This is a genomic window from Agathobaculum sp. Marseille-P7918 (assembly GCF_964248325.1).
Classification (GTDB): Bacteria; Bacillota; Clostridia; order Oscillospirales; family Butyricicoccaceae; genus Agathobaculum.
Window position 1 is genome coordinate 101,022 of record NZ_CAXTXI010000010.1, and the last position, 19,753, is coordinate 120,774.

The 19,753-nt window shown below is 52.9% G+C and carries 19 protein-coding genes; all 19 read right to left on the bottom strand.

Going from position 1 to position 19,753, the window contains the following annotated elements:
• Positions 1-3 precede the first annotated feature (3 nt).
• The 19 genes from ACESSO_RS13165 to ACESSO_RS13255 all read right to left on the bottom strand — a co-directional run bounded on the left by ACESSO_RS13165 (position 4) and on the right by ACESSO_RS13255 (position 19,520).
• Positions 4-933, bottom strand: coding sequence for a hypothetical protein (locus ACESSO_RS13165; protein WP_373165970.1), 930 nt, complete (start codon positions 931-933; stop codon positions 4-6).
• Positions 934-953: 20 nt separating this feature from the next.
• A complete protein-coding gene (locus tag ACESSO_RS13170) occupies positions 954-2,876 on the bottom strand; it encodes a hypothetical protein (RefSeq protein ID WP_373165971.1) in 1,923 nt (640 codons plus the stop codon).
• Positions 2,830-3,834, bottom strand: coding sequence for a hypothetical protein (locus ACESSO_RS13175; protein WP_373165972.1), 1,005 nt, complete (start codon positions 3,832-3,834; stop codon positions 2,830-2,832). The genes ACESSO_RS13170 and ACESSO_RS13175 overlap by 47 nt, the downstream gene beginning before the upstream one ends.
• Positions 3,835-4,016: 182 nt before the next feature.
• On the bottom strand, positions 4,017-5,333 hold the full coding sequence (locus ACESSO_RS13180; RefSeq protein ID WP_373165973.1) for a hypothetical protein: 1,317 nt from the start codon (positions 5,331-5,333) through the stop codon (positions 4,017-4,019).
• A 33-nt stretch (positions 5,334-5,366) separates the two neighbouring features.
• Entirely contained in the window at positions 5,367-5,735 is a 369-nt protein-coding gene (locus ACESSO_RS13185; RefSeq protein ID WP_373165974.1) for a GPW/gp25 family protein, read from the bottom strand.
• A gap of 14 nt (positions 5,736-5,749) precedes the next feature.
• Positions 5,750-6,487: a hypothetical protein gene (locus tag ACESSO_RS13190; protein WP_373165976.1), complete on the bottom strand. Its 738-nt coding sequence runs from the start codon at positions 6,485-6,487 to the stop codon at positions 5,750-5,752.
• Positions 6,488-6,490: 3 nt separating this feature from the next.
• Positions 6,491-7,555 carry a phage late control D family protein gene (locus tag ACESSO_RS13195; protein ID WP_373165977.1) on the bottom strand — a complete coding sequence of 355 codons (1,065 nt, stop codon included), beginning with the start codon at positions 7,553-7,555 and terminating at the stop codon, positions 6,491-6,493.
• 17 nt (positions 7,556-7,572) lie between these two features.
• Entirely contained in the window at positions 7,573-8,148 is a 576-nt protein-coding gene (locus tag ACESSO_RS13200; RefSeq protein ID WP_373165979.1) for a hypothetical protein, read from the bottom strand.
• Complete coding sequence (locus tag ACESSO_RS13205; protein WP_373165981.1) at positions 8,149-8,994, bottom strand: hypothetical protein; 846 nt, start codon at positions 8,992-8,994, stop codon at positions 8,149-8,151.
• 55 nt (positions 8,995-9,049) lie between these two features.
• On the bottom strand, positions 9,050-9,466 hold the full coding sequence (locus ACESSO_RS13210; RefSeq protein WP_373165982.1) for a hypothetical protein: 417 nt from the start codon (positions 9,464-9,466) through the stop codon (positions 9,050-9,052).
• Between the two features lie 21 nt (positions 9,467-9,487).
• Entirely contained in the window at positions 9,488-9,667 is a 180-nt protein-coding gene (locus ACESSO_RS13215) for a DUF6760 family protein (protein ID WP_373165984.1), read from the bottom strand.
• Complete coding sequence (locus ACESSO_RS13220) at positions 9,664-10,032, bottom strand: phage tail assembly protein (protein ID WP_373165985.1); 369 nt, start codon at positions 10,030-10,032, stop codon at positions 9,664-9,666. The genes ACESSO_RS13215 and ACESSO_RS13220 overlap by 4 nt, the downstream gene beginning before the upstream one ends.
• Before the next feature lie 12 nt (positions 10,033-10,044).
• Entirely contained in the window at positions 10,045-10,479 is a 435-nt protein-coding gene (locus ACESSO_RS13225) for a phage tail protein (protein WP_373165986.1), read from the bottom strand.
• Between the two features lie 18 nt (positions 10,480-10,497).
• A complete protein-coding gene (locus ACESSO_RS13230; RefSeq protein WP_373165988.1) occupies positions 10,498-12,213 on the bottom strand; it encodes a phage tail sheath family protein in 1,716 nt (571 codons plus the stop codon).
• Positions 12,214-12,316: 103 nt separating this feature from the next.
• On the bottom strand, positions 12,317-12,880 hold the full coding sequence (locus tag ACESSO_RS13235) for a Pvc16 family protein (protein ID WP_373165990.1): 564 nt from the start codon (positions 12,878-12,880) through the stop codon (positions 12,317-12,319).
• Complete coding sequence (locus ACESSO_RS13240; protein WP_373165992.1) at positions 12,877-14,394, bottom strand: hypothetical protein; 1,518 nt, start codon at positions 14,392-14,394, stop codon at positions 12,877-12,879. The genes ACESSO_RS13235 and ACESSO_RS13240 overlap by 4 nt, the downstream gene beginning before the upstream one ends.
• On the bottom strand, positions 14,394-17,003 hold the full coding sequence (locus tag ACESSO_RS13245; protein WP_373165993.1) for a hypothetical protein: 2,610 nt from the start codon (positions 17,001-17,003) through the stop codon (positions 14,394-14,396). Before ACESSO_RS13245 ends, ACESSO_RS13240 begins: the two co-directional genes overlap by 1 nt.
• Positions 17,000-17,842: a hypothetical protein gene (locus ACESSO_RS13250; RefSeq protein WP_373165995.1), complete on the bottom strand. Its 843-nt coding sequence runs from the start codon at positions 17,840-17,842 to the stop codon at positions 17,000-17,002. Before ACESSO_RS13250 ends, ACESSO_RS13245 begins: the two co-directional genes overlap by 4 nt.
• The gene (locus ACESSO_RS13255) at positions 17,823-19,520 is read right to left on the bottom strand and encodes a hypothetical protein (protein WP_373165996.1); all 1,698 of its coding nucleotides are present in this window, start codon (positions 19,518-19,520) and stop codon (positions 17,823-17,825) included. The genes ACESSO_RS13250 and ACESSO_RS13255 overlap by 20 nt, the downstream gene beginning before the upstream one ends.
• Positions 19,521-19,753: the final 233 nt, after the last annotated feature.

The window sequence follows — 19,753 nt, forward strand, 5'->3', positions numbered from 1 at the left end:
AATTCACTCCAATATTGTGCCATCAATGTCTGTACCGTCCATTTCACAGATTGACGGTTCGATTAAAACGGAATTTTCATCCAGGTAGCTGTGCCCATCCATCGGTGCGCCTTCCTCCAGATGGACGAGCGTATAGGATACGCCGAAGGGAATGAAATCCGGCAAAATCATACGGAGATATTGCACATCTTTCGGATTTGCACATGGCGGTATCAGAATGGAGATCTCTTCAGAGGTTGCGGTGCCTTGCTGATGCGCCTCCCATGCGCAGCCGTCTGTACATCCGTGCGTTTCCATAATCCGGCAGGGGAAGCCGGTTGCTAGCGTTGCCAGCAGTTGCAGGCCGCGCCGCGTCCCGCGCAATCGCGTCAGCAGGGGTATATGCGGCAAAATCTTCTTTGCAGCAGAACAATTACTCATCCACTGCTGCGCACCGATCCACCCCGGCAGCTGTGGCAGAGCGTTGGGATGAGCGGGATTCAGACGAGTGGGAAATTCATGCATTTCCGCTGTCAAATCCAGATATTCGGACTGGCAGACAGCCAACAGTGTACGCAGAGTATCGTCGTTTTGCAGGACGATAGGAAGTCCCTCGGCAATCGAGCGCCCGGGAAAGGAAAGGGTAAAACTGCGCAGAGCCTCTCCCGGTTCTGCGGTGAAAGCCAGATAGCGGCCTTTTGCTTCGTATAACAGAAGATCTTCTGCGGTTCGTTCCAGCACAGGTCTGTCCTCCACATCCCGAAAATCATCCGGTGGATCATCGCAGGCATAGACCCGTATATGCATCTGCGCCGTACCGTTAACGGTCAGCCGCAGCCACTGCATACCACGCGACAGTCCCAAATACCATTTGGAGCGGAAACGTTCCTGCTCCAGCCAGCCGCATTGATGCAGATCCCAGCTGGATCGGTAATGCCGCAGTCTGTGATCCATAACGAGCCAAGTCTCCTTTCTCATTGCGACTGGACAATGTCCAGTTCTGTCAGACAGGGCAGCATATCCGCTGCCGGTAGGATGCCGCCGTCTGATGAACGCGCAATGCCGCGCGCCAGAGGGGTTATCTCCAGCTTGCGCACCGACCGGACACCATCCATGCTGCATAATGCAGTGTAAAGCGTTGTATACGATATTTCTGCGCCAAAATCCAAAGTGCCGCTTACGCCATCGGCAAGGGGAAGAAGCGTATCGCGCAGTTTATCCTGTGAAACCGGTTCCGTAGTCTGCAAGACGGCATGCACACGAAACGGACAGTATCGTGGGCCGCGGATTTCCAGTGGAACACCCAGCAAACGATACGGCTTCAAGAAAAGCGACAACTGCATGTGCTGCCAGGGACTGAGTGTCGGCTGAGGGCAATGGGATCGGGGTTTGACCAGCAGCACGACTCCCGGGCTGCTGCCATCCAGCATTTTTTTGGGAATGGCCCGTACCTGTTCTAACGCAAGCCCCGGGGTGCGTCGAGTTAACATTTCATAATCCTTGCAGGTTACCGCTCGCATGGGCTGATTCTGCACGCACGCAGCACGGGCAAAGGCTTCTTTGGGCCGTTCAGCATCCTGCCCACCGCAGGCGGCAGACAGTACCGTCAGTTTTGCATCTCCGCTGCCGCTTAGTATTCCTTTTGCGCCGTTGGCAGCGCTGCCGGCAGACAGAACGCAGCCGGAGATCAACGCGTGCCCGGGCAATGGCGGCAGATAATCCCGCCCATCGCCAAAGCGAATGGCGCGTCGATATGGATCCCATCGGCAACCGCGGGGTAGTGTTTTTCCGTTTTTCGGCATGCAAACGGGACAGTCATACCATAGGCCGTTTTCCTCCACCATGATCTGCAGCTGCTCCGGTTGCAGACCGTCTTCTTCCAATGCCAATTCCTCCATCGCGATGCCTTGCAGATCGCGCAATGCGTGAAAGTCCGGTTCTACAGCTATCACGCGGATAGTTTCCGACGGCTGCTCGTTCCAACCGTGGATCTGCTCATTCGCACCCAGCACAAACGGTTGTCGCTTCCAACCGTTATTACAGGGTGTAAGAAAGAACAGCTTCCACTGCCGGCGCACAATCTGCGGCAGCGAAAATGGGGCGGTCAAATCCATGCAGATGCTGCGCGTATGCTGCTGCATCAATACAACCGGCTCCAAGCAGACTGTTTGCAGCTGCGGGATATTTTCCCAGATGCCATGTATGCGGAAAGCGATTGCATCGGTTGGCTCGACCGGCACGATGGAAAGAAAGCCGCTTTGCAGAAATCCGTAGGTCTCATCGGTACAGGGTACCGTCTGCCACTGTTTTCCTACGCGAATCTGTGCACTAATTTTCACCGGCGGTGTTGTGATTTTGGACGGCGGATTGCGCTCGGCTTCCGGGAGGATGGAAACCCAAAAACGATACGGAGTGTTTTGTGCCGGCAGCATATTGGAGAGCGTCAGAATCAGACTACACGGCGTTTTCCCTTGCAGTGCAAGTGGGCTTGCTGCCTTCAGCACATATGTGCTGTTTTCTGCTTCAAAAACCACCTGTGTGATTTGCGGAAGATCAGGATCGTGATTTTTCGATACTTCAAAGGGCATACCGCTGATCTGAAAGCGTCTCCCGCGCGGACATGGTACAGCCGGATCGGGCAGTGCAAGAAGTCGTGCAGGCATCAGCTGTTTTGGCGTTACACCCAAAAGCTTACAGTATGCCAGATAGTGCACCTCGGTTATCTGATTCAAAATATAGTTTTGGATATCGGAGAGATAGCTCAAATGTTCCAGCACTGCGACGGCCGGATCGCTGGGAAAGGCGTCCGTCCAGCCGGGTATCTGCCGGGCCATATCCTGACAGGCTTTCTCATATAGATCCTGTTGGCGTGAGGTATCCAAGTTGATGTCGATCATCACAAGAAATCTCCTTTACCGCTCGAATGGTATGGTTGCCGGAAACCGGAAGCGCCAACGGGTCGCGCACTTGTGCATAGTCCAGCTCTGCGCCTTGCGGCGTCACCGTAGTAAGCAGAATTTTCATCACTTTGAGAGAGGGCAGGCAGTTGCGCAAATAATTTTGCAGCTCCATGCTTTCAGGTAATTTGCCGATACGCCATCCGTTTCCTTGAAATCCGCCGGTTACTGGATTGAGAAATTGCGTCAGTGCGCAGCGCACTGCTTCGCTGTCCGTCTGGAAATCGCAATTTGGTGCGGTACGTATCCAAATCATCGCGCTGATAGGATAAAAATTGGGTTCACGCACTTCGACAGCAAGCCCCAGCGTTGGGATGACGGTTTTCGTCATCAACAGATGGACAATGTCCTCCTTTCGCCGGGAAAAGGCAGCGCTGTGCTGGTGCGCATCACGCATCAGCACCGTCACCGCTATGCGGTTTTCCTCTCTTACAATGTGCGCCTGCAACACATCGTGAAATCGTTCCCGTATCAGTTGTGCCATGTCTGATGCGGATACGCCTCGTCCTAAATGGTGGCGGCGCAGCCGGGCGCGGGACAGAATTTCGTCGTCCGATTCCAGCGGTGCTCCGCCGAAGCTGTTTGTCAGAATGACACCGGAAATTGCTCCGCCCTGAAAGGGAAGCGCGGATTCGCCGCATACGCAGGTATCCTCACTTATGGCTTGCAGGCAGACCGCGCCCGCATACAGTCCAGAAAGGAGCGGAAATACTTTTCCTCGGGATAAAACACCGTTTTCATCACGGAAACAAATCCACCAGCCGTTTTGACCAAATTGTTCGGTCTGCGTAAAACGCATATCGGTAAGCCGCAGCAAGCCGCTGTGACGCAGCCCATCTGTTCCATCCTCTAACATGAGCGGATGCAGCCCTTCCGGTGTGGATTCCCATGCGGTCAATTGAGTGCCCGCTGTCCGTCCGGTTAGGGCAACGAAAAGGGAAAGCGATTCGCCGTAAGGCGTACGGTCAAACCGAAGCCACCAGCCATCTTTTTCGGGTCCAAGCGCCGGGAAAAAAGGGGCGTCCGCATTGCCATGCCATCTTTGAAATTGGGTGGTCAAGCCGCTGCAAATAGAAATCTCTACGGGAGCGGACTCCAATATTGCCCCGAGCAAAATTGCCGGACTTCCGGTACGTGGATGCGGCGGGGCATCGTTCCGCTGTCATCCGTTTGTGTCACGCGCCAGCGCAGCCAGTAATTTCGCTGACCCTGCACTTCACAGGGCTGCGCATCCGCAGGCCAGCGGATCTGGTGCTGAATCCTTTTTTCAGAGATGCCTTCGGTGGAAAAGTCGGAGAGTATGGTTTGCATGTCCGGAATGGGCAGCCAGATATTGCCGTTCCAATATTCCCACAGAACGCTCTGCGCATAGACGTCGCACGGCGGTGCAGGTGGTGTCGGCAGACGGCGCATCACAGGCCGGTACACAGGCGGCTGGTCGGTGCCGGGGAACCGTTCCTCCCGCACAGATTCGGAAAGGGTATAGGAGATGGTCACTTGCGCACCCCGCAGGGAAAACGCATCCGGGCAGCACACATAGCAGGTGCGCCATGGCTCCAACCGGAAGCCGAAGGGATGGAAATCGCCGGCGGTTACAGCGGCTTCCTCACACAACGCTGTTTGGTAGGGCATGGGATCTCGTTTGGCAGATACGCAAGCGCCGCTGCACATCGCGTCAGGGGTTGCGGCACCTGGCAGGATATCTGCTATGATTGCAGTGGCTGTTGGCGCAGGCGGCAGGTCGAAAAATAGGTTTGTCCGCTGTTGATGCGGCATTTCGAGTGCCTGTACGCTCTCGTTTTCCAGTTCCAGCGACCAGCGCACCTGCGCAGCGTCGCTCAAAAAGCACGCAAGGTTGGTATTCTCTGATTGAATGGATAGGCAAACTGTGCAGCCGGTGAGGGAGCGAAACGCATCCGAATGGGCGAATCGTGCCGCCTGACGTTGCTCTCCTGCAGCACGGAAGTCGAACAACCGGCTGGGAGCATCTTCCGTGGGCGGCGAGAGGGGAAGTAGTCTGCCCAGTCGTCCGCTTTCTAGTATCTGACAAGTCAGCTGTAGCGATTCGGCATACACGGTTTGCGTGGTTTTCCACAGTCTTGTTCCGTTGCCGGCAAGATAAAACTGACTTTCTGCGGGGACGGTTTCCCCAAGCGGGGCAGAGAGAGCGGCATAGGCAGACATCGGGGTGGGTTCTGTGGGTTCCAGTCCCCATGCGCGCAGGAATTCAATTTCGTGTTTTTCCGGAAGACGGGCCATGCGCATTCTTGTGTCGTCCAACATATGCCATGCGGCATACAAGACGGCTGCTTCCGGCTGGCCGTCGCCCGGCCGGATTTGCCATGCAGGCAAATAACTGCCAATACGGGATAAAAAACGCTCATCCATTGTTTGCAATACGGCTGCCTCCTGTTTGGATAACGGCTTGCTTCATGTGATACTCAATTCGATCTGAGAGTTTCCTTTGATTCCGCTGGTGCGCAGCTGATATTCAACCTGCACGATCAGCTGCCCGTCCTGTGGAGCCGAGGGAAAGGATACCTCGATCATCCAGATGCGCGGCTCCCAAGTCTGGAGGCAGGCCACCACTTCCTGACGAATGCGGTTGCGGATCGTAGTATCCAAATTCTCAAAGGCAAATTGATCTAACCGCGTACCGAAATTCGGACGATAGGGACGCTCTCCGCGCCTAGTCAATAAAATCATGCGCACCGATTGAGCAATTTCCTCCAGCTCTGTCATGGACTGAAAACGTCCCAGACCGCTTTTCAGGTGACAGGGATACATCATAGCGCCCATAGGACAGGCTCCTTTCAGTTTAATTTGATTACATCGCCTTTCACTTGCGTAAGGCCCGAAGAGTTAATTTGCAGATTGTTCTTTCCCGTCAGCGCAGCGCTCATGGTACCGCTCAGCTCCACTTGCTGCGCCTTGCCCGACAGCTTGCTCTGCGCTTGTACGCAGACTTCGCTGCCACTCAGTTTTAGTTTCCCCTTGGCGCAGATCGAAATATCGCCATTTCTGTCAAAGACAATGGATGTATCGCCGCAGCGGAGGGTCATTTTTGTCACAGCTGCGAACGTCATCTCGTCATTTTTCATGTCCAGCAGCAAAAAGGGTTCTTGCTTTTGCTCGGTACGCAGGGCAATGGTTTGTCCCTGATCCTCCATTACCAGCTCCAGACCGCCGGCGGTACGCAGGGTCACTCGCCCGTTATCCTGTGTGTCGTCCATAGTGAGGGTGTGTCCTGCGCGGGTGCGGAACTGCTTGCGGTCATTGTTTTGCGTCCAGCAATCAGTTACCTGCTGGTCCTGCGCCTGCCGGTGAACTTGTATGATGCGTGCTTCATATCCGGGCGATTGGGGCAGTGCAACCTCTACCACATCATCAATCTCCGGCAACCAGTAAACGCCGGACATACTTTGTTCCACACGGGCAAGAACGGTATTGTTTTTCGAATCGTAAGCGGCGATTTTTACCTCTACCAGGCCTTTGTCCTTGTCTGTGGCATAGGCGCTTACCTTGCCCCGCAAAACAACCTCCTCCGACATATTTTATTTCTCCGCTTCCCAATCCGTTTTGTAACCGCCTGCATCCAGCGTATGCCGCACGGTATATACATAATAAGTCCCATTGACGGCCTGACTGAACCCGGATACCTTGATAAAGCGGCCGGGACGAAGCTCCGGCGCGCCCAGACAGATGCCGATAAGACCGGCAGTTTGCCGCTGCCGCTGTTCCATTCGTGCCTTTGCCAGATATTGTGCCTGCGACATCGTGCGCACAGTAGGCTCAGGCTGGTGCAGATCGTTGGTGAGTGCTGAACGAATCTGTTTGCAGCCAAAGCCATGCTCCCGGCTTCTTGCGTGCCGGACATAAATGCGTTTTCCTTGATCATCCGCTCCGCTGACAGCCACCGCGGCACATTGATGCTCCAGCGTATTGCGGCGGCGTAGTTGGATCAGCCCTGTGGTATCGCTGGAAGTGAGCACAGGGCTGCTGACCGGTCGCGGCGGTCCAAAATAAAGCGTATCGGCGTATGCATAAAATTCATAACATAGAAAAGATGCCGCGCGGCACAGCTGTTCATAGTCGGAAAGGCCGGAACGCTGCACAGGCAAATCCCAGTCTGTGGGGAGCTTATCAATTTCACGGCTGGCAGCCAGTTTTTTGCAACAGTCTTGCTCCAAAATCGTCTCTATCATTTGAGACAGCGTACGGGTACTGCCGGCATCTGCGCAGGCGGAGTGCATCAGTTGTCCCCGCACATCCAGAAACACCGCTTCCAGTCCCAAAGGCCCCTGAGACAATGGCTCGTCCCAGTGCACCTCGTACAGGATGCCGCAAAAGATCGCTTTTTTTCTGCTGCCATAGCCCAGTGAAAACGAACCTACAGCACCGATTTGAAATGCATCCAGCCAAGCGCTGCCGTTGGTTCCGTTCGGATTCATGACCGCCTCCACCAGCAGGTATCCCGCATTCTGTCGGCAGGTCAGTTCGCATACCGCGCGGAGCAATTTCACATCGTCGCCGATCTGCAATTCTGCTTTACCTACCTTCAGCGTATAGGCCGGTGCGGCCATGCCGTCATATTGTTTGTAAAGAGCTGAAAAATCCATATCTGTGTCCTCGCTGTTTACGCAAAAAGCCAGCCGATGGATTCAGGAATCTCGTTTTGTTCCCGCCATGAAGCAACGGCATCTTTTAAAATCTTGATTTCTGCCGCATGATCGTTTCCATCCGCTGTCACATCCGGGTCTTCCCCAAGAATGGTGATGGACACTTCCGCCTGCACAGGCGTTCCGTCTTCCGCAAACATTTGGTAGGAAGCGCTGATGCTTTCCAACGTGCCTTTCATCGTTAAGGTACCCCAGGAAAAGCCGATTTTTCGACTTATGACGCCGTTTCCGTCATTGCTGCGGCGCAGAAAAGCGCGAATGCGGTTGACTTCCTTGCGCACATCCTGATAGCTGGTTTCGTTTTGATATGTATAGAAAAACAACGTGGCGGATAGCGTGGACAATCCTGTCACACCGGTCGGATCGCCTTGCACCTGTCCATTGTGGCCCAAACCGTTCTTGCTTGCCTCTCCACAGGATTGCGAGGTATTCGACCCCGCAGCATAGCTGAGTGTATTCGGATTGAACTGCACATAGAAAGACTTCTTGTTATTATCTGGATCAAAAATGCAGGCTTTTTTTAAGGTGCTCACTCAATTTCCTCCTCTTCGCAGGGCTTCCAGGCGGCTTTGCCGACCAAGTGAGGCGGTAACACCCTGCACCAAAGCACGAAAATCCGCTTCGCTGAGATGCAGCTCCTGTACGGGTGCCGACTCTTGTGCAGGGCGTGCCTCCGGCTGCGTATGAACTATTTTTGCGAGAGGTTCCCGGGGCGGGACTACCCGGCGGGCCACCTGCAATTTCAAAACGTCTTCGGTGATCGCTTGCTCGTGATAGGCATAACGCATCGGGATATGCCTGTTTTCCCCACTCCAAAGCTGCCGTACATAACGGCGATAAATTTGACTGTGCAGCACAACACCCGCTGCCAGATATAACGCGTTTTTTCCGTGCAGAGCGGGGTAATAGTTGGTGCCCAGCTTTTCAACCGCGCTCATATAGAAGCGAGTCAGCGTGCGGAATGCCTGCTGACGGCCGAATAGATTCCAGATCAAAGAAATTGCCTGCGATGGCCGACTTTTATAGCACTCTTGTTCCTCTTCCAAGACGCTGTGCACAATATTGCTGTAAAACGGAAGAAGCTGACGCTTGGTGCTCTCGAAGGAAAAAAGACGCAGCAGTCTCTGTGCGGCATGGGCCGGACGAGAACGGATATCATCCGGCTCGCGTCCTTCTCGGTGTTGTAGCCGGGGCAGCAGTAAAAACGTCTCGGTGTGCAGGTATTGAAGCGCATCGGTTCTGTGCAGAATATGACGGTGATTCACCTGATGGAAATGGATCACGGTTTGCTGTATGGTTTGCTGCATAACCGGTGCAGGCGGCTTGGTTTTTCGTTCGGGTCTTGTTTTGCGAAGCACGAGACTGTCGGAAAAATCCAAATGGATGTGATGTCCGACGGAGCAGCGCATGGGATGGACGGCACATAGCGGCCTTTTACGATTGGGATATTTCAATATACTCATAGTCGAGTTCAAACCGGTCGATAAGGAGCGTATTTTGCAGTGCATCTAGTTCACTCGCCTCCCATCTTTTTACCACCAATCCGGTCAGGGTATATACCTTGCCCAGCTTGTATTCCGGCATGAATGACCATAACTCCACGCGCATGGGCCAACCGATCCGCTCCCCGGTCAAATAGAAGGGGAAATACTCTCCAAAATAGGCGCCGCGTTCCAAACAAAGTGTACCGCATGACTTGACGGGACCGGGCAACACATGAATCCGGTCGTTCAATCCACCTTCCTGATAGACAAAGTTTTCCCGCGTGCGCTGCAAACCGGAAATTTTGGAAAAGCCAAACTCGGTTTTTTCGATCTGCACGTGGAAATTATAGGCGGCCAATGGGTCCACGGCATCGTTTCCTCCTTATTATCATACATCGAACAGATTTTTCTCTTCCGCATTGGCTTGTCGGTTGATCCTGCTGATCTCCTCACAGAATTTTTTCCGCTCGAGATGGGGTAACGCCATCACGGTTTCTAAATCCCAGTGAAAATAGTACGAGATGAATGCGAGCTGATGATACAGCTCTCTGGGAGATTGTAAATTCATCCCGCCCCCAGAAAATTTAAGGTATCGTTGAATTGTTGTCCGCAATGTGGACAGGTCACCTGAATCTGGGGTTTGTCTGTTTTGTTGATGATATCATACATATTTTGCAGGTATTCCATATCCGAGATGAACAGCCCTTCTATGGTTTCGGGGGTGATTTCGGTAAGTGTTCCCAAATTGACGATAACCCGGCTGAGCAGCACGGCGTTGACATAGCTTTCGTCTGCTTTTACTTTGGGATCGCGTAAAGCACTCATCTCATCGCCGGCTGTAGCCAGACGCATACGCCCTTCCCGGTGCAGGTTCCCTTCGGAATCGAGATATCCCTTGGGAAGCTGAAAGGGGTAAACGATTTGCAATTCCAATTCTATTCCTCCTTACTTGGTGCGTGTTACACCTTCTGTAACCAGTTCTAGACTCTCAATGGCTACTTCGTTGCTGGTAGCGTTGAAATCGGGCGCGGTGTATTTAGTGGGCCATGCCTTTTCCAGCTGCCATGAGGCAACCTCTTTCATTTCGTCATCCATCAGGGTGATGACCACTGTTTTGCGGGTAGCTTTGCCGGCCTGAATGTCCTTCATCCATGCGACAAAGATCTGGGAATCGGTTGTGCCGCGTTTAAGCGTTACATTGGAATACTTCAGGATGCCGGGCTGCTTGCCCGGTGTTTTGCCGGCTGTATTGCCTTCCCGATATTCGATCGGATCGGCAGTGACATCGGGAGAAGACACTTCATTGAATCCTGCTTCTTCCTTATTATCGATTAGCACTTTGTAGTTATATTTTTTATAGGGATAAATCATTTCTGCCATTGCGCGTTGCCTCCTTTATTAAGTGGCGTTTTGCGTGATCTGGGTGATGCGGAAGACGACGAATTCTGCCGGGCGCACCGGTGCCACTCCGATTTCACAAATTAGGCGACCGTTGAGAATGTCATCCTGCGTCATGGTCGTTGTGCCGACGTTGACATAGTAGGCCTGGTCCGCCGTTGAGCCCATCAGTGCACCGTTGCGCCGCTGCGTCTCCCAAAACAGCGAAATCGTGCCTTTCACCCGTGACCACAGCGCTTCATCGTTTGGCTCAAAAACCACCCAGCCGGTATTGGCTCGGATGGATTCCTCCAGAAAGATGAACAGACGGCGCACATTGATATATTTCCAGTTCCCGTCGCTTGAGCAGGTACGGGCGCCCCAGACCCGGATACCCTGACCCGGGATGGCGCGGATCAGATTGACGCCGTTGGGATTCAGCTTGCCCTGTTCCGCTTCATTGTAACTAACGGACAGACCTGTGCAGCCTTTGACAATTTCATTGGCCGGCGCCTTATGTACTCCGCGTTCCACATCCGTGCGGGCATAAATGCCGCAGACAGATCCTGAGGGCGGGATGAACACCGCACGCTTGAGCAGAGGGTCATATATTTGCACCCACGGCGCATACAGGGCGGCATACATCGTATCATACGCGCTGCGATGGAGATTGAGTTCGTCCACGCCGGTGCAGTCCAGAGGTGCATCCAACACAGCAAAGCGGTTGGTCAGGTTTTCGCAATGAGCGATCAGCTTAGCCTGCACATTGGCGTCGGTGACGCCGGGAATCGCCATGATGGATACATCCGTGATTTCTTGAAACGCTTCTATACCCGTGCGCTTGCCGGGGCCACCGTCGGTACCATTGAACACCCCTGCGTTGACGGCATTGAGCGTTCCGTTTAGGCCGTCGCGCAGTTCCACGCGCAGCTCCTCCATATCGGCGGTACCGCCGAGCAGCACCAGCAGGTCGTCCACTTTGTCCTCCAGCGTCAGTGTCATCGCCGCCATGGTGGATTTTTCTAAGGCGGCGATTAAGTAGTCGGGAGCGACTGGGTTCAGTGAACAGGCGGGGTACTTTTCTTCCTGTTCGCCGCAGCGAATGACCATATCGATGCCGCAAGCCTCGATTGTATGCTTCGGCACCAAATCGGTATCCACCGCATCATCCGGCAGCGCCTCGTCAAACGTAACCAACGTGCCGTTGACTGCAGTGATTTTTTGATAGGTCGTTTCACTCTCGGACCGATAGGCGATGATATCGCCCGCACGAAAACCGGCGGAATTCTTCAGTTGAAATTGTTTTCCGTTCGTGCCATCCTGCACCGCGAGAATTTGCGTTTTGGCGCGGACCGAGCGGGAAAAGAAAACCTGCATGGTGTTGGCCCACGCCCCGGGATCCAGCGCGGTAACGGTGACAGGCCCGTCCGGACTTTTGGCTGTGGCTGCGTCTTCCGGAGCTGCTCGCATGACATAGCAAGTGCTGCCGCCGTTTGTAAAAAACTGCTCGACTGCGTTGGGCAAAAAACGGTAAGGACCGTATTCCAACGCAGAGAGATATCCGCCAAATCGCCGCTGGTATTCCGCAAAGCTGGTCAGAAGAACAGGGCGACCGCTGACAGGGCCTTTTTCTGCCAGCCCGATAAAACCTGCCGTACTGGTTCCAACGCCTTCCATTGCCTTGACGCCGGAATCAAATTCCTCCACATATACACCCGGTGCTAAATACTCTGCCATAGTCAAATACCTTCTTTCTACAATGAACATGTCACGCCGGATAATTCGGCGAATGGTACAGAGATTGATTTATTTCATGCATACAGCAGATGGCTGCCGACGGTCAAAGCGGGCCGTCCACCTTTTTGGGAGTCTTGAGATGGAAACTTTGCACAGGGATAACCTGCTCCAGTCTGGTGCTGGGGATGACAATAGGCTCCATCACCAAATAGATAGCGGGCTGCAAACCGCTGCCGAAGCTCTGCCAGAGTGACGTTTTTTCCTGCCGTGTCAGGCATTCTAACCGGATGCTCAGCTTTTGTCCTTCCAACACAACAGGTTCGTTGTTGTGTAGCGCTCGGACCACTGCTTCCATCAGAATGATTTCGTCCTGCGCTGTCATGCTTTGAAACGCCATGCTGCGATTAGCATACACAAGAAAATGCAAGGAGATGTTCAGACTTGCCCCTTGCCGCTGGGTTTCGCTTATGCGGACGGGCAATGGTGTGCCGTAGGGACGAATCTCTTCAATATCATATAAAAATATACCGATTTGATAGTCCTGTTCCGCGTGGGGATAGGTTATGCGAATGCAGTCCTCATGGTTGAGCACCGCGGGAACCAGCGCTTCGTTCAATAGGTGCAGCAGCAGATCTCCTGCTTGTTGAAAAACAGGCTGCATACTCATGATGCCTTCCTCCATTTTGCGCTCTGATACCAGAGCGTCTGGCTTTTATCGCTTCTCCAGGCCGTGGTGGTTTCCAACGTATCGTTTGCCGCCACTGATCTTTCAAAATCCATTGCGGCTTTGTACTTTATCGGCGTGAAGCGATAGATAAACTGCCCCGTCTGCTTGACCGAAACGCTGTTCGAAGCGTTGTCGAGTGCATAATCACTGAACCATTCCTGCCAGATCAAGTTCTTGGTTGTGTATGACTGTTCGTTCTCCATGTGTTCGAGACCGGGCAGTTTTGCTCCGTAGGAAAGCACTTGCGTGATAAGAATAGAGCTGTGATCGCTTTCCGGAGACAGGATCTCATCGGTATAGTCTGTATTTTGCCGTGCAGATTCGGATGGCGTGCGCGCAGCGGATTTTGCAGGATCGGCATCGGATTGCGCGGTCGGACGCAGAGCGTCCAGCAATTCCTGCCGCTTCTGCTGCGCCTGTGTGTTCTCTTCGGCGGGAGAAATCAGTTCTACCGGACTTTGGGAAATGAACATTAGATGAAAATACGGATACACAAATGCGGTCACGTCTTCCCAGACATAGATTTGCCAGTGCTGGGAGAACGCCTGCTCCACTTCGGCTAAGGAAAGCCCCAGAAACGCATCTGCGCGCGGACGGGCGTCATAGACCGTTCCTTCGTAAAGAATCTGTCCGCTCGGGTGATAGATTTTTCCCACCCCGATTGGTTTGCCTGATGTAAACGTCCCTTCATAGCACAGGGAGTGGGTGCTTGCATCATACAGCTTTCCGCTGCCGTGATAAAGCCCGTGCGCAAAGGTGCCTTCATAAAGCAGAGAGCCGCTTTGCGTATACTCCTTTCCTGTCCCGTGCAGCAGACCTTCCGAAAAAGTTCCCTCTCGCAGTAAAATACCTGAGGAAGTGTATTCTTTCCCCTGTCCATTTAGTAAATCGTGAGAAAAGACGCCTTCCCGCAGCAATATTTCATCGGCAGCGTACTCTTTTCCCTCGCCTTCTAACATACCGTTTGAAAACTGTCCCTCGCTGATTACGCCGGTCTGTGGATCGGTTCTGCGTCCATATCCTTCGTATACGTTGGAAGACATATCGCCGGAATAGACCAACACACCATCGGAATATACGTTGGCATTCTTACCCTGATAAACGCCGTTCACTAACGGACCGTCGTAGCACAGCACGCCAAAGCGATCATATACCTTGCCTTTGCCGGTATACGCACCGTTGAGCACATCGCCGACATAGCGAATACATCCGGAATCGTCCTCGATCTGTACTACGCCGGAGATGGAGCGTAAGGCGGGGTCGTCGTAGTGATATATAGGCGGCGCATTGGGCAAGGGGTGCAGCAATATGGTTGGCGGGCCAAACACACCTAAGATGAGTAAGGATACCGTACCGATGATGGTGAGCGCAAGCCATTTTCGGATATAGACTGGTCCGATGTGCCAATAATTTTCCGGTCCGACCTTCGCTTTTTGCTGATTTGCAGATTTCATCACTTATCCTTCCATCCTTGCAGAAGATCTGTGTTTACATCTTTTTGCGCTGCATCGCGAAACGATTCACACCGAAACAGATACCAGTGTGCCGCTTCATCCCCCGGCATTGCGCGTAAAATCCCGGCAAACTTGCGCATGGCAGCGGCAAAATCGTGCTGACAGTATAGTTCCAGTGCCTGCGCCCAGAGCGCATCCACATTTCTCCAGGCAGATTGCCAGTCGGGCGTTCGCCAGACGGTTTCCTCATAAAATGTTCGTCCATCGTCCCAGCCCAGCAGGCGCAGACCGGCGGTATGGGAATCGCATCGTATGATTTTGGCGCCAAAACGGCGCATCAGGGCAATCGCATCGAATCTTCGGGCCATATAGGGGGTGAGCGCCAGCGGAAACAGCAAATGGCTGCCGCCAAATACGCCGAATTCAATCGATTCCTGCAAAACTGCCGCCGTGACGAAGTTATGGTCGGTGATGAAAGCTCTGGCGCACGCAAGCGCTGTCTCATCGTCAGCAAAGAATGCGGTGAGTGAATCCAGCCCTTCGTCATGGTCGATTACGATTCCGTCAAACGCGCCGATCATTTCGGTCGCATCGTTGATTAGGGGCATGATCCGGCTGTTTTCATGATCCGGTTGGCTGGGGGCCAGAATAAGTAATGCCGCGTCAATGGCTACCGTTTCGCCTGCCGTCAAGTCGGATACACTGGACTTGCCCAAAAAGTGCAACATGCTGTTTGGAACAAGCTTGCGGTACGAAAGATTCATGGTTTTGAGGGCGTTGAACTGAATCTTGGTTTCCAGAGAAAGCTGATTGAATACCAAAGCGATGTCATAAAGTTCGGTGTGCGGTATATCCGAAAGCACCATCTGGTTGCCCCCGCCGGAGGAATAGAATTCCTCCAGTGCTGCGCGTATGGAGTTCAGCGGGGCCAACAACCGCCGCGTTTTCCAAAGAAGCAGCAGAAACAGCAGGATACACACGGCCAGTATCGGTGCCATGCGCTGAAAAAACCGTGTTTGTCCTTCGAGCAGGATAACGCGCGGCAGGGATACCGTCACGCAGCAGAGTTGATCGCCCTGTTGAAAGGTTTGGCAATACAGGTAATTGGTCGATAGCGCTTCGCGCAGCATCCGGATGCTGGCGGTGTGGGAATAAAACGTTTCATTCACTGCCAGAACATAGCTGTGGCTTTCCACATCTTCCAGTAAATATCCTGCGGGTATGTGATTATCATATCCGATAGCAGGACCGTCTGACGTTTGCCGGAGGACCCGCAAAGTATACGTCTTGCCCTCCTCTGCTAATGCGGCATATATCTGATTGCGCATTTGCCGGACTATATTATCGAGCTCTTGGTCGGTCATGCGTGTATCCGATTCCAAAGAAAGCGCTAGACTGCCGCCGATCAGATGTAAAGTTTGATACGCTTCGTCCAAAAGGGTGCTCTGATAGGCGCGGTATTGAATCGCGGTTACGGACACCAGCAGAATAACGGCGGCAAGCAACTCAAAAAGCGTCAAACGTGTAGACAGACGGGGAGAGCGCAAAATTCTTTCAAACCAAAGGCACGCAAGCAGCAATATTATCAGCGCGACCAGCGCAATAGGCCAACTATGCTGCCAAAAGAGCATCAGTCGGTGGCGGCCGAGGTGAAGCGTATCCATGCTCCATTCTTCGCCGACGATGGTCACGCCGTCATCCGAACTGAAAACCCCTGCAACGCAAAGATTGCCGTCGGCATTTTGGTATACCGTGTATGCAGCATACTGATCATAGGTATCGTTGGAATGAGGAATGATGTCGGTTCCCTTCCGGAACAGCTCTACAGAACCGTCCGCATCAATTTTATAAATATCGCCGGTGATACTGTCGGACAGGAAGCCGTACTGGTCACAGAAAAAGGGTTGCTGTGGGGTTGTACTCTGTCCATCCAGTAAATTCCGTACTTGCTGTCCGTTGCGCTCCAAATGCACTTGACAGGAATTTGACACCCAAATAAGCTGCTTTTGCCCTGACAAGCTGAAAAAGAGAACATCCGCGTCCTGCAGAGGTTGCTCTAATTGATAACTGCTGGTTTCCGGATCGAAGGACAGGGAATATCCGTTTCCATGCGTATCCGTTCCGCCCAGCAGGAGGGAGCCGTTGTCGGTTAAAGCCAGGCTTTGCCAGACAATATCGGATGCGCGTTCATCCGGCAGACCGGACAGATCCAGGATGGTTCGGGGCGTCATGGATTGTTCTTCCAAACAAAATGACACCAATTTTTGGGTGGTTTCGCCATCGTGATATGTAGCCTTGATGGCGTAAATCTGCTCGCCGCTGACTGCCAGCCGTTCGATTCCCTGATCGGAATCGAGCCGGCAGTAATTGAGCAATGTGCCGCCGGTATCCATGCGCAGAAGAAAGCTGTCCTGTTCTCGGGACACCACGCACAGGACGGTTTCATCCGTGACTGTAATGGCGGAAATATCACCGCTTAGTGTCGGCAGATAGGTATTACGTTGCAGCAGGCTCACACTGCTGCCAACCGCCAGCGATAGCAGCAATACGGCGGCGGTATACAGATAAGCATGCTTGTGCTTTGCCAGCCAAGAAAAAAATCGGCTCATTGCGCGCCTTCTTCCTCTTGGTGCAGTACCTGATCACCAACTGTGGGCATCCCGCGCCAAGTGCTGTTTTGATTGTTTTCCCATATCCGATAAGTGCCAACCAGTGACAGCAGTGCGGCAACTGCCAGACATGCTGCGACAATACGCATCGTCATCGGGGCGTATCGGGTGGCTGTTTGTTCGATTCGGGCACGTATTTTTTGCAAAAACCAGTCCGCAGGAAGAAGCTCCTCTGGCAAAGCGGCAAGATCCTGCTGTAGGGAATCCCATTGAGAGTAAGCCCCCAGATCACAGCGCAGTAAGAACAGCTGCATTTCAACCGGAAAACGACGTTGATCGGCGGCGCTTAGATTCGCGGTCAAAATTTCTTTGATCAACGCTGCAACAGAATGGATCATTTGCTCCGGTGTAATGCCAGACCGCCAGACCGATAGTTTGGGCAGCAGATGCAAATAACAGCGCTGCGAGGCAAAACACAGGTTTTCTGTTGCGGCGGACAGGGCAATCAGGCTTGGCACCACAGGAAAACCAATGAGTTCCGCAAGCAAAGATAAGCAGCAATCCCTTCTTTGCCCCAAACTCGGCTGGGTGGCAGACAACCATGCCGGTAAGGTTTGACCTTCCTGCCACGGCAGAAGCAAATCCAGCACGCCTTGAGACAGGCGCACGGAAAGATGCGCTTTGGACTGCGCCAAAACCTCTTTCTGTATGGCAGGATTGCGAATGCGGATGCGAATTTCCTTTGCTCCCGATGCGTCTTGGCACAGTTCCGAACACCCCGCTTGGCTGTTATGCGCCCGGTATAGCACGGTCAGTCCTTCAAATATTGCCTGCTGCATGCTGCATCCCTTCTTCCACGGCTTGAACAATTACAAAGGCGCTGATGCGGGTTTCCGGCTTTTCCAGGATCTGTGCGCATACCTGATATAGGCCTTCCCGTTCCGGCGCCGTATAAATGCCGTCTCTTGTAATCAGACCTGCCTGCTTTTCCGGCACGAAAAACTCACAGGGCATGTTGCCTTCTTCAAAAATCGGAACAAAGTGGATGACTTCGCCAGGTTTAACATAAGCCACACTGGGCTCCAAACGAATGAGTTTATAATTGGTTATCGGCTGCTCCACCTCCTCCTCTGTTCGCCATGCAAACCAGCGAAGGTGCAGCGCAGATTGATGCAAAGGCGCCTTGATGCGCACAGCCAATTCAAAGGTGCCTTTATCCGGATGAATCCGAATGCCTTTGTCCAGATTCTGTTCATAACTGCCGCTGCTCTGTACAAACAGGGAAACATCACCAAACAGTAAATCGGTACTGTTGCGATCTGCTTGTACAGAAGGATAGATATGCTCAATGCCGAAATCCACATAGACCGATCCGGGTCCGAGACGATGCATAATCTCATTGCTGTACAAAATCTTCCCTGCCTGCAAATGCAGTCCCGCCTGTAAGGTGACCACTCCGGTGGTCATATGCCGTACCCGCGGATTGGGTTTTGCTGCAGGGACGCTATGCGTTTCCGACACAGCCTTTTGGGCAGATGCTGCATCCGGCTGCGCTGCGGACGGGAAAAAGGTGCTGCACTGATGCAGCCTTTGTGTAATCGCCGGAAAATGCGCTCGATACCTTTCATATAAAGGCACGACATCATCCAGCAAAAAACCATCGTCATACCGCAAAAAGCGAATGCCTGCAATTGGAATGCCGCGGCATTCTTCATCTCCATACAGCTGTTGTAAGGAAAGAGAGGAGAGCTGCGCGGATAAGACTTCCAGAGGATCGCGCTGCGTCAGTTTTAGCTCTTCGTAAAAACTGCTTTTGGCATATCGTTTCCGCCCCTGGATTTGAACGGTCAGTCCGTCAGAGGACAGGGTGAACGGCGCGGATCGCGCTGTCGTATCCGGAACGACGGTCAGATCTATTGAGATAAAGCCGCAAGGAACTTTGACGCATTGCTCCCAACATAACCGTTTCTCTCCGTTTTCCATACAAAAACCGGGAAGCTCCGGCTGATAGAGAATGCGAACCGTAATGGTATCAAGTGAAAAATTTTGCAGAATCAGGCGGATTTTGGAGGGGTGCTGTGCAGATAAAACGCGGGGAATCACCTGCTCAATGTGAAGCGTTTCATCCTCAAAAATCATACTGCGCGAATAGAGGGATGCGTCCACCGCATCCGGGGGAAGAAAAGACATATCGCTCAGGGCGAACGTGTAGCGTTCCGCACATACCGTGTACTCTTGTTGCTCCTCCTGTTCGCCGGCGACTGTGACGGGATCTTTTAACTCTTCGCGATAAGAAAGCCACAGCAATGCCGTCTCTCCGTTCAGATCGTCAAATCCGGGGAGGGTGCGGATGCGGCAGATGGCCGGTTCATCTACGATGATGCATCGCCCCAGATCATCCACCGCCATGCCGGGCGAGATTAAAAGGGAGTCAGAGTCCAGTCGCTGCACTTCCAGGCCGCATGCAGGGCCTGTTCCGAATATCCAGCGGCCGAGAAACTGAAATTTATGATCCATGTAGGCTAATTCTCTGGAAAAATCGGCCGAGCGCATTCGCTTATGGGGAAAGTAGCGGTTTTTTTCAAAGGGAAATAGAAATTGCACAGCCATCCTCCTTCTGAATACCGGTTTGGCTTTATCCGAACAGAACAATCGTAAATGCAAGGTATTCATGACAAAATCAACATTTTGTATATCTGTCTATGGCGCAATGCTGCGCAACTTAATCGACAGGCGTGCAAAAAGGCTAT

Excerpts from the sequence above, each read along its gene's own strand:
- ACESSO_RS13165 (WP_373165970.1), bottom strand. The coding sequence starts at position 933 with ATGGATCACAGACTGCGGCATTACCGATCCAGCTGGGATCTGCATCAA.
- ACESSO_RS13170 (WP_373165971.1), bottom strand. The coding sequence starts at position 2,876 with ATGATCGACATCAACTTGGATACCTCACGCCAACAGGATCTATATGAG.
- ACESSO_RS13185 (WP_373165974.1), bottom strand. The coding sequence starts at position 5,735 with ATGGGCGCTATGATGTATCCCTGTCACCTGAAAAGCGGTCTGGGACGT.
- ACESSO_RS13190 (WP_373165976.1), bottom strand. The coding sequence starts at position 6,487 with ATGTCGGAGGAGGTTGTTTTGCGGGGCAAGGTAAGCGCCTATGCCACA.
- ACESSO_RS13195 (WP_373165977.1), bottom strand. The coding sequence starts at position 7,555 with ATGGATTTTTCAGCTCTTTACAAACAATATGACGGCATGGCCGCACCG.
- ACESSO_RS13215 (WP_373165984.1), bottom strand. The coding sequence starts at position 9,667 with ATGAATTTACAATCTCCCAGAGAGCTGTATCATCAGCTCGCATTCATC.
- ACESSO_RS13225 (WP_373165986.1), bottom strand. The coding sequence starts at position 10,479 with ATGGCAGAAATGATTTATCCCTATAAAAAATATAACTACAAAGTGCTA.
- ACESSO_RS13230 (WP_373165988.1), bottom strand. The coding sequence starts at position 12,213 with ATGGCAGAGTATTTAGCACCGGGTGTATATGTGGAGGAATTTGATTCC.
- ACESSO_RS13235 (WP_373165990.1), bottom strand. The coding sequence starts at position 12,880 with ATGAGTATGCAGCCTGTTTTTCAACAAGCAGGAGATCTGCTGCTGCAC.
- ACESSO_RS13240 (WP_373165992.1), bottom strand. The coding sequence starts at position 14,394 with ATGAAATCTGCAAATCAGCAAAAAGCGAAGGTCGGACCGGAAAATTAT.
- ACESSO_RS13245 (WP_373165993.1), bottom strand. The coding sequence starts at position 17,003 with ATGAGCCGATTTTTTTCTTGGCTGGCAAAGCACAAGCATGCTTATCTG.
- ACESSO_RS13250 (WP_373165995.1), bottom strand. The coding sequence starts at position 17,842 with ATGCAGCAGGCAATATTTGAAGGACTGACCGTGCTATACCGGGCGCAT.
- ACESSO_RS13255 (WP_373165996.1), bottom strand. The coding sequence starts at position 19,520 with ATGGATCATAAATTTCAGTTTCTCGGCCGCTGGATATTCGGAACAGGC.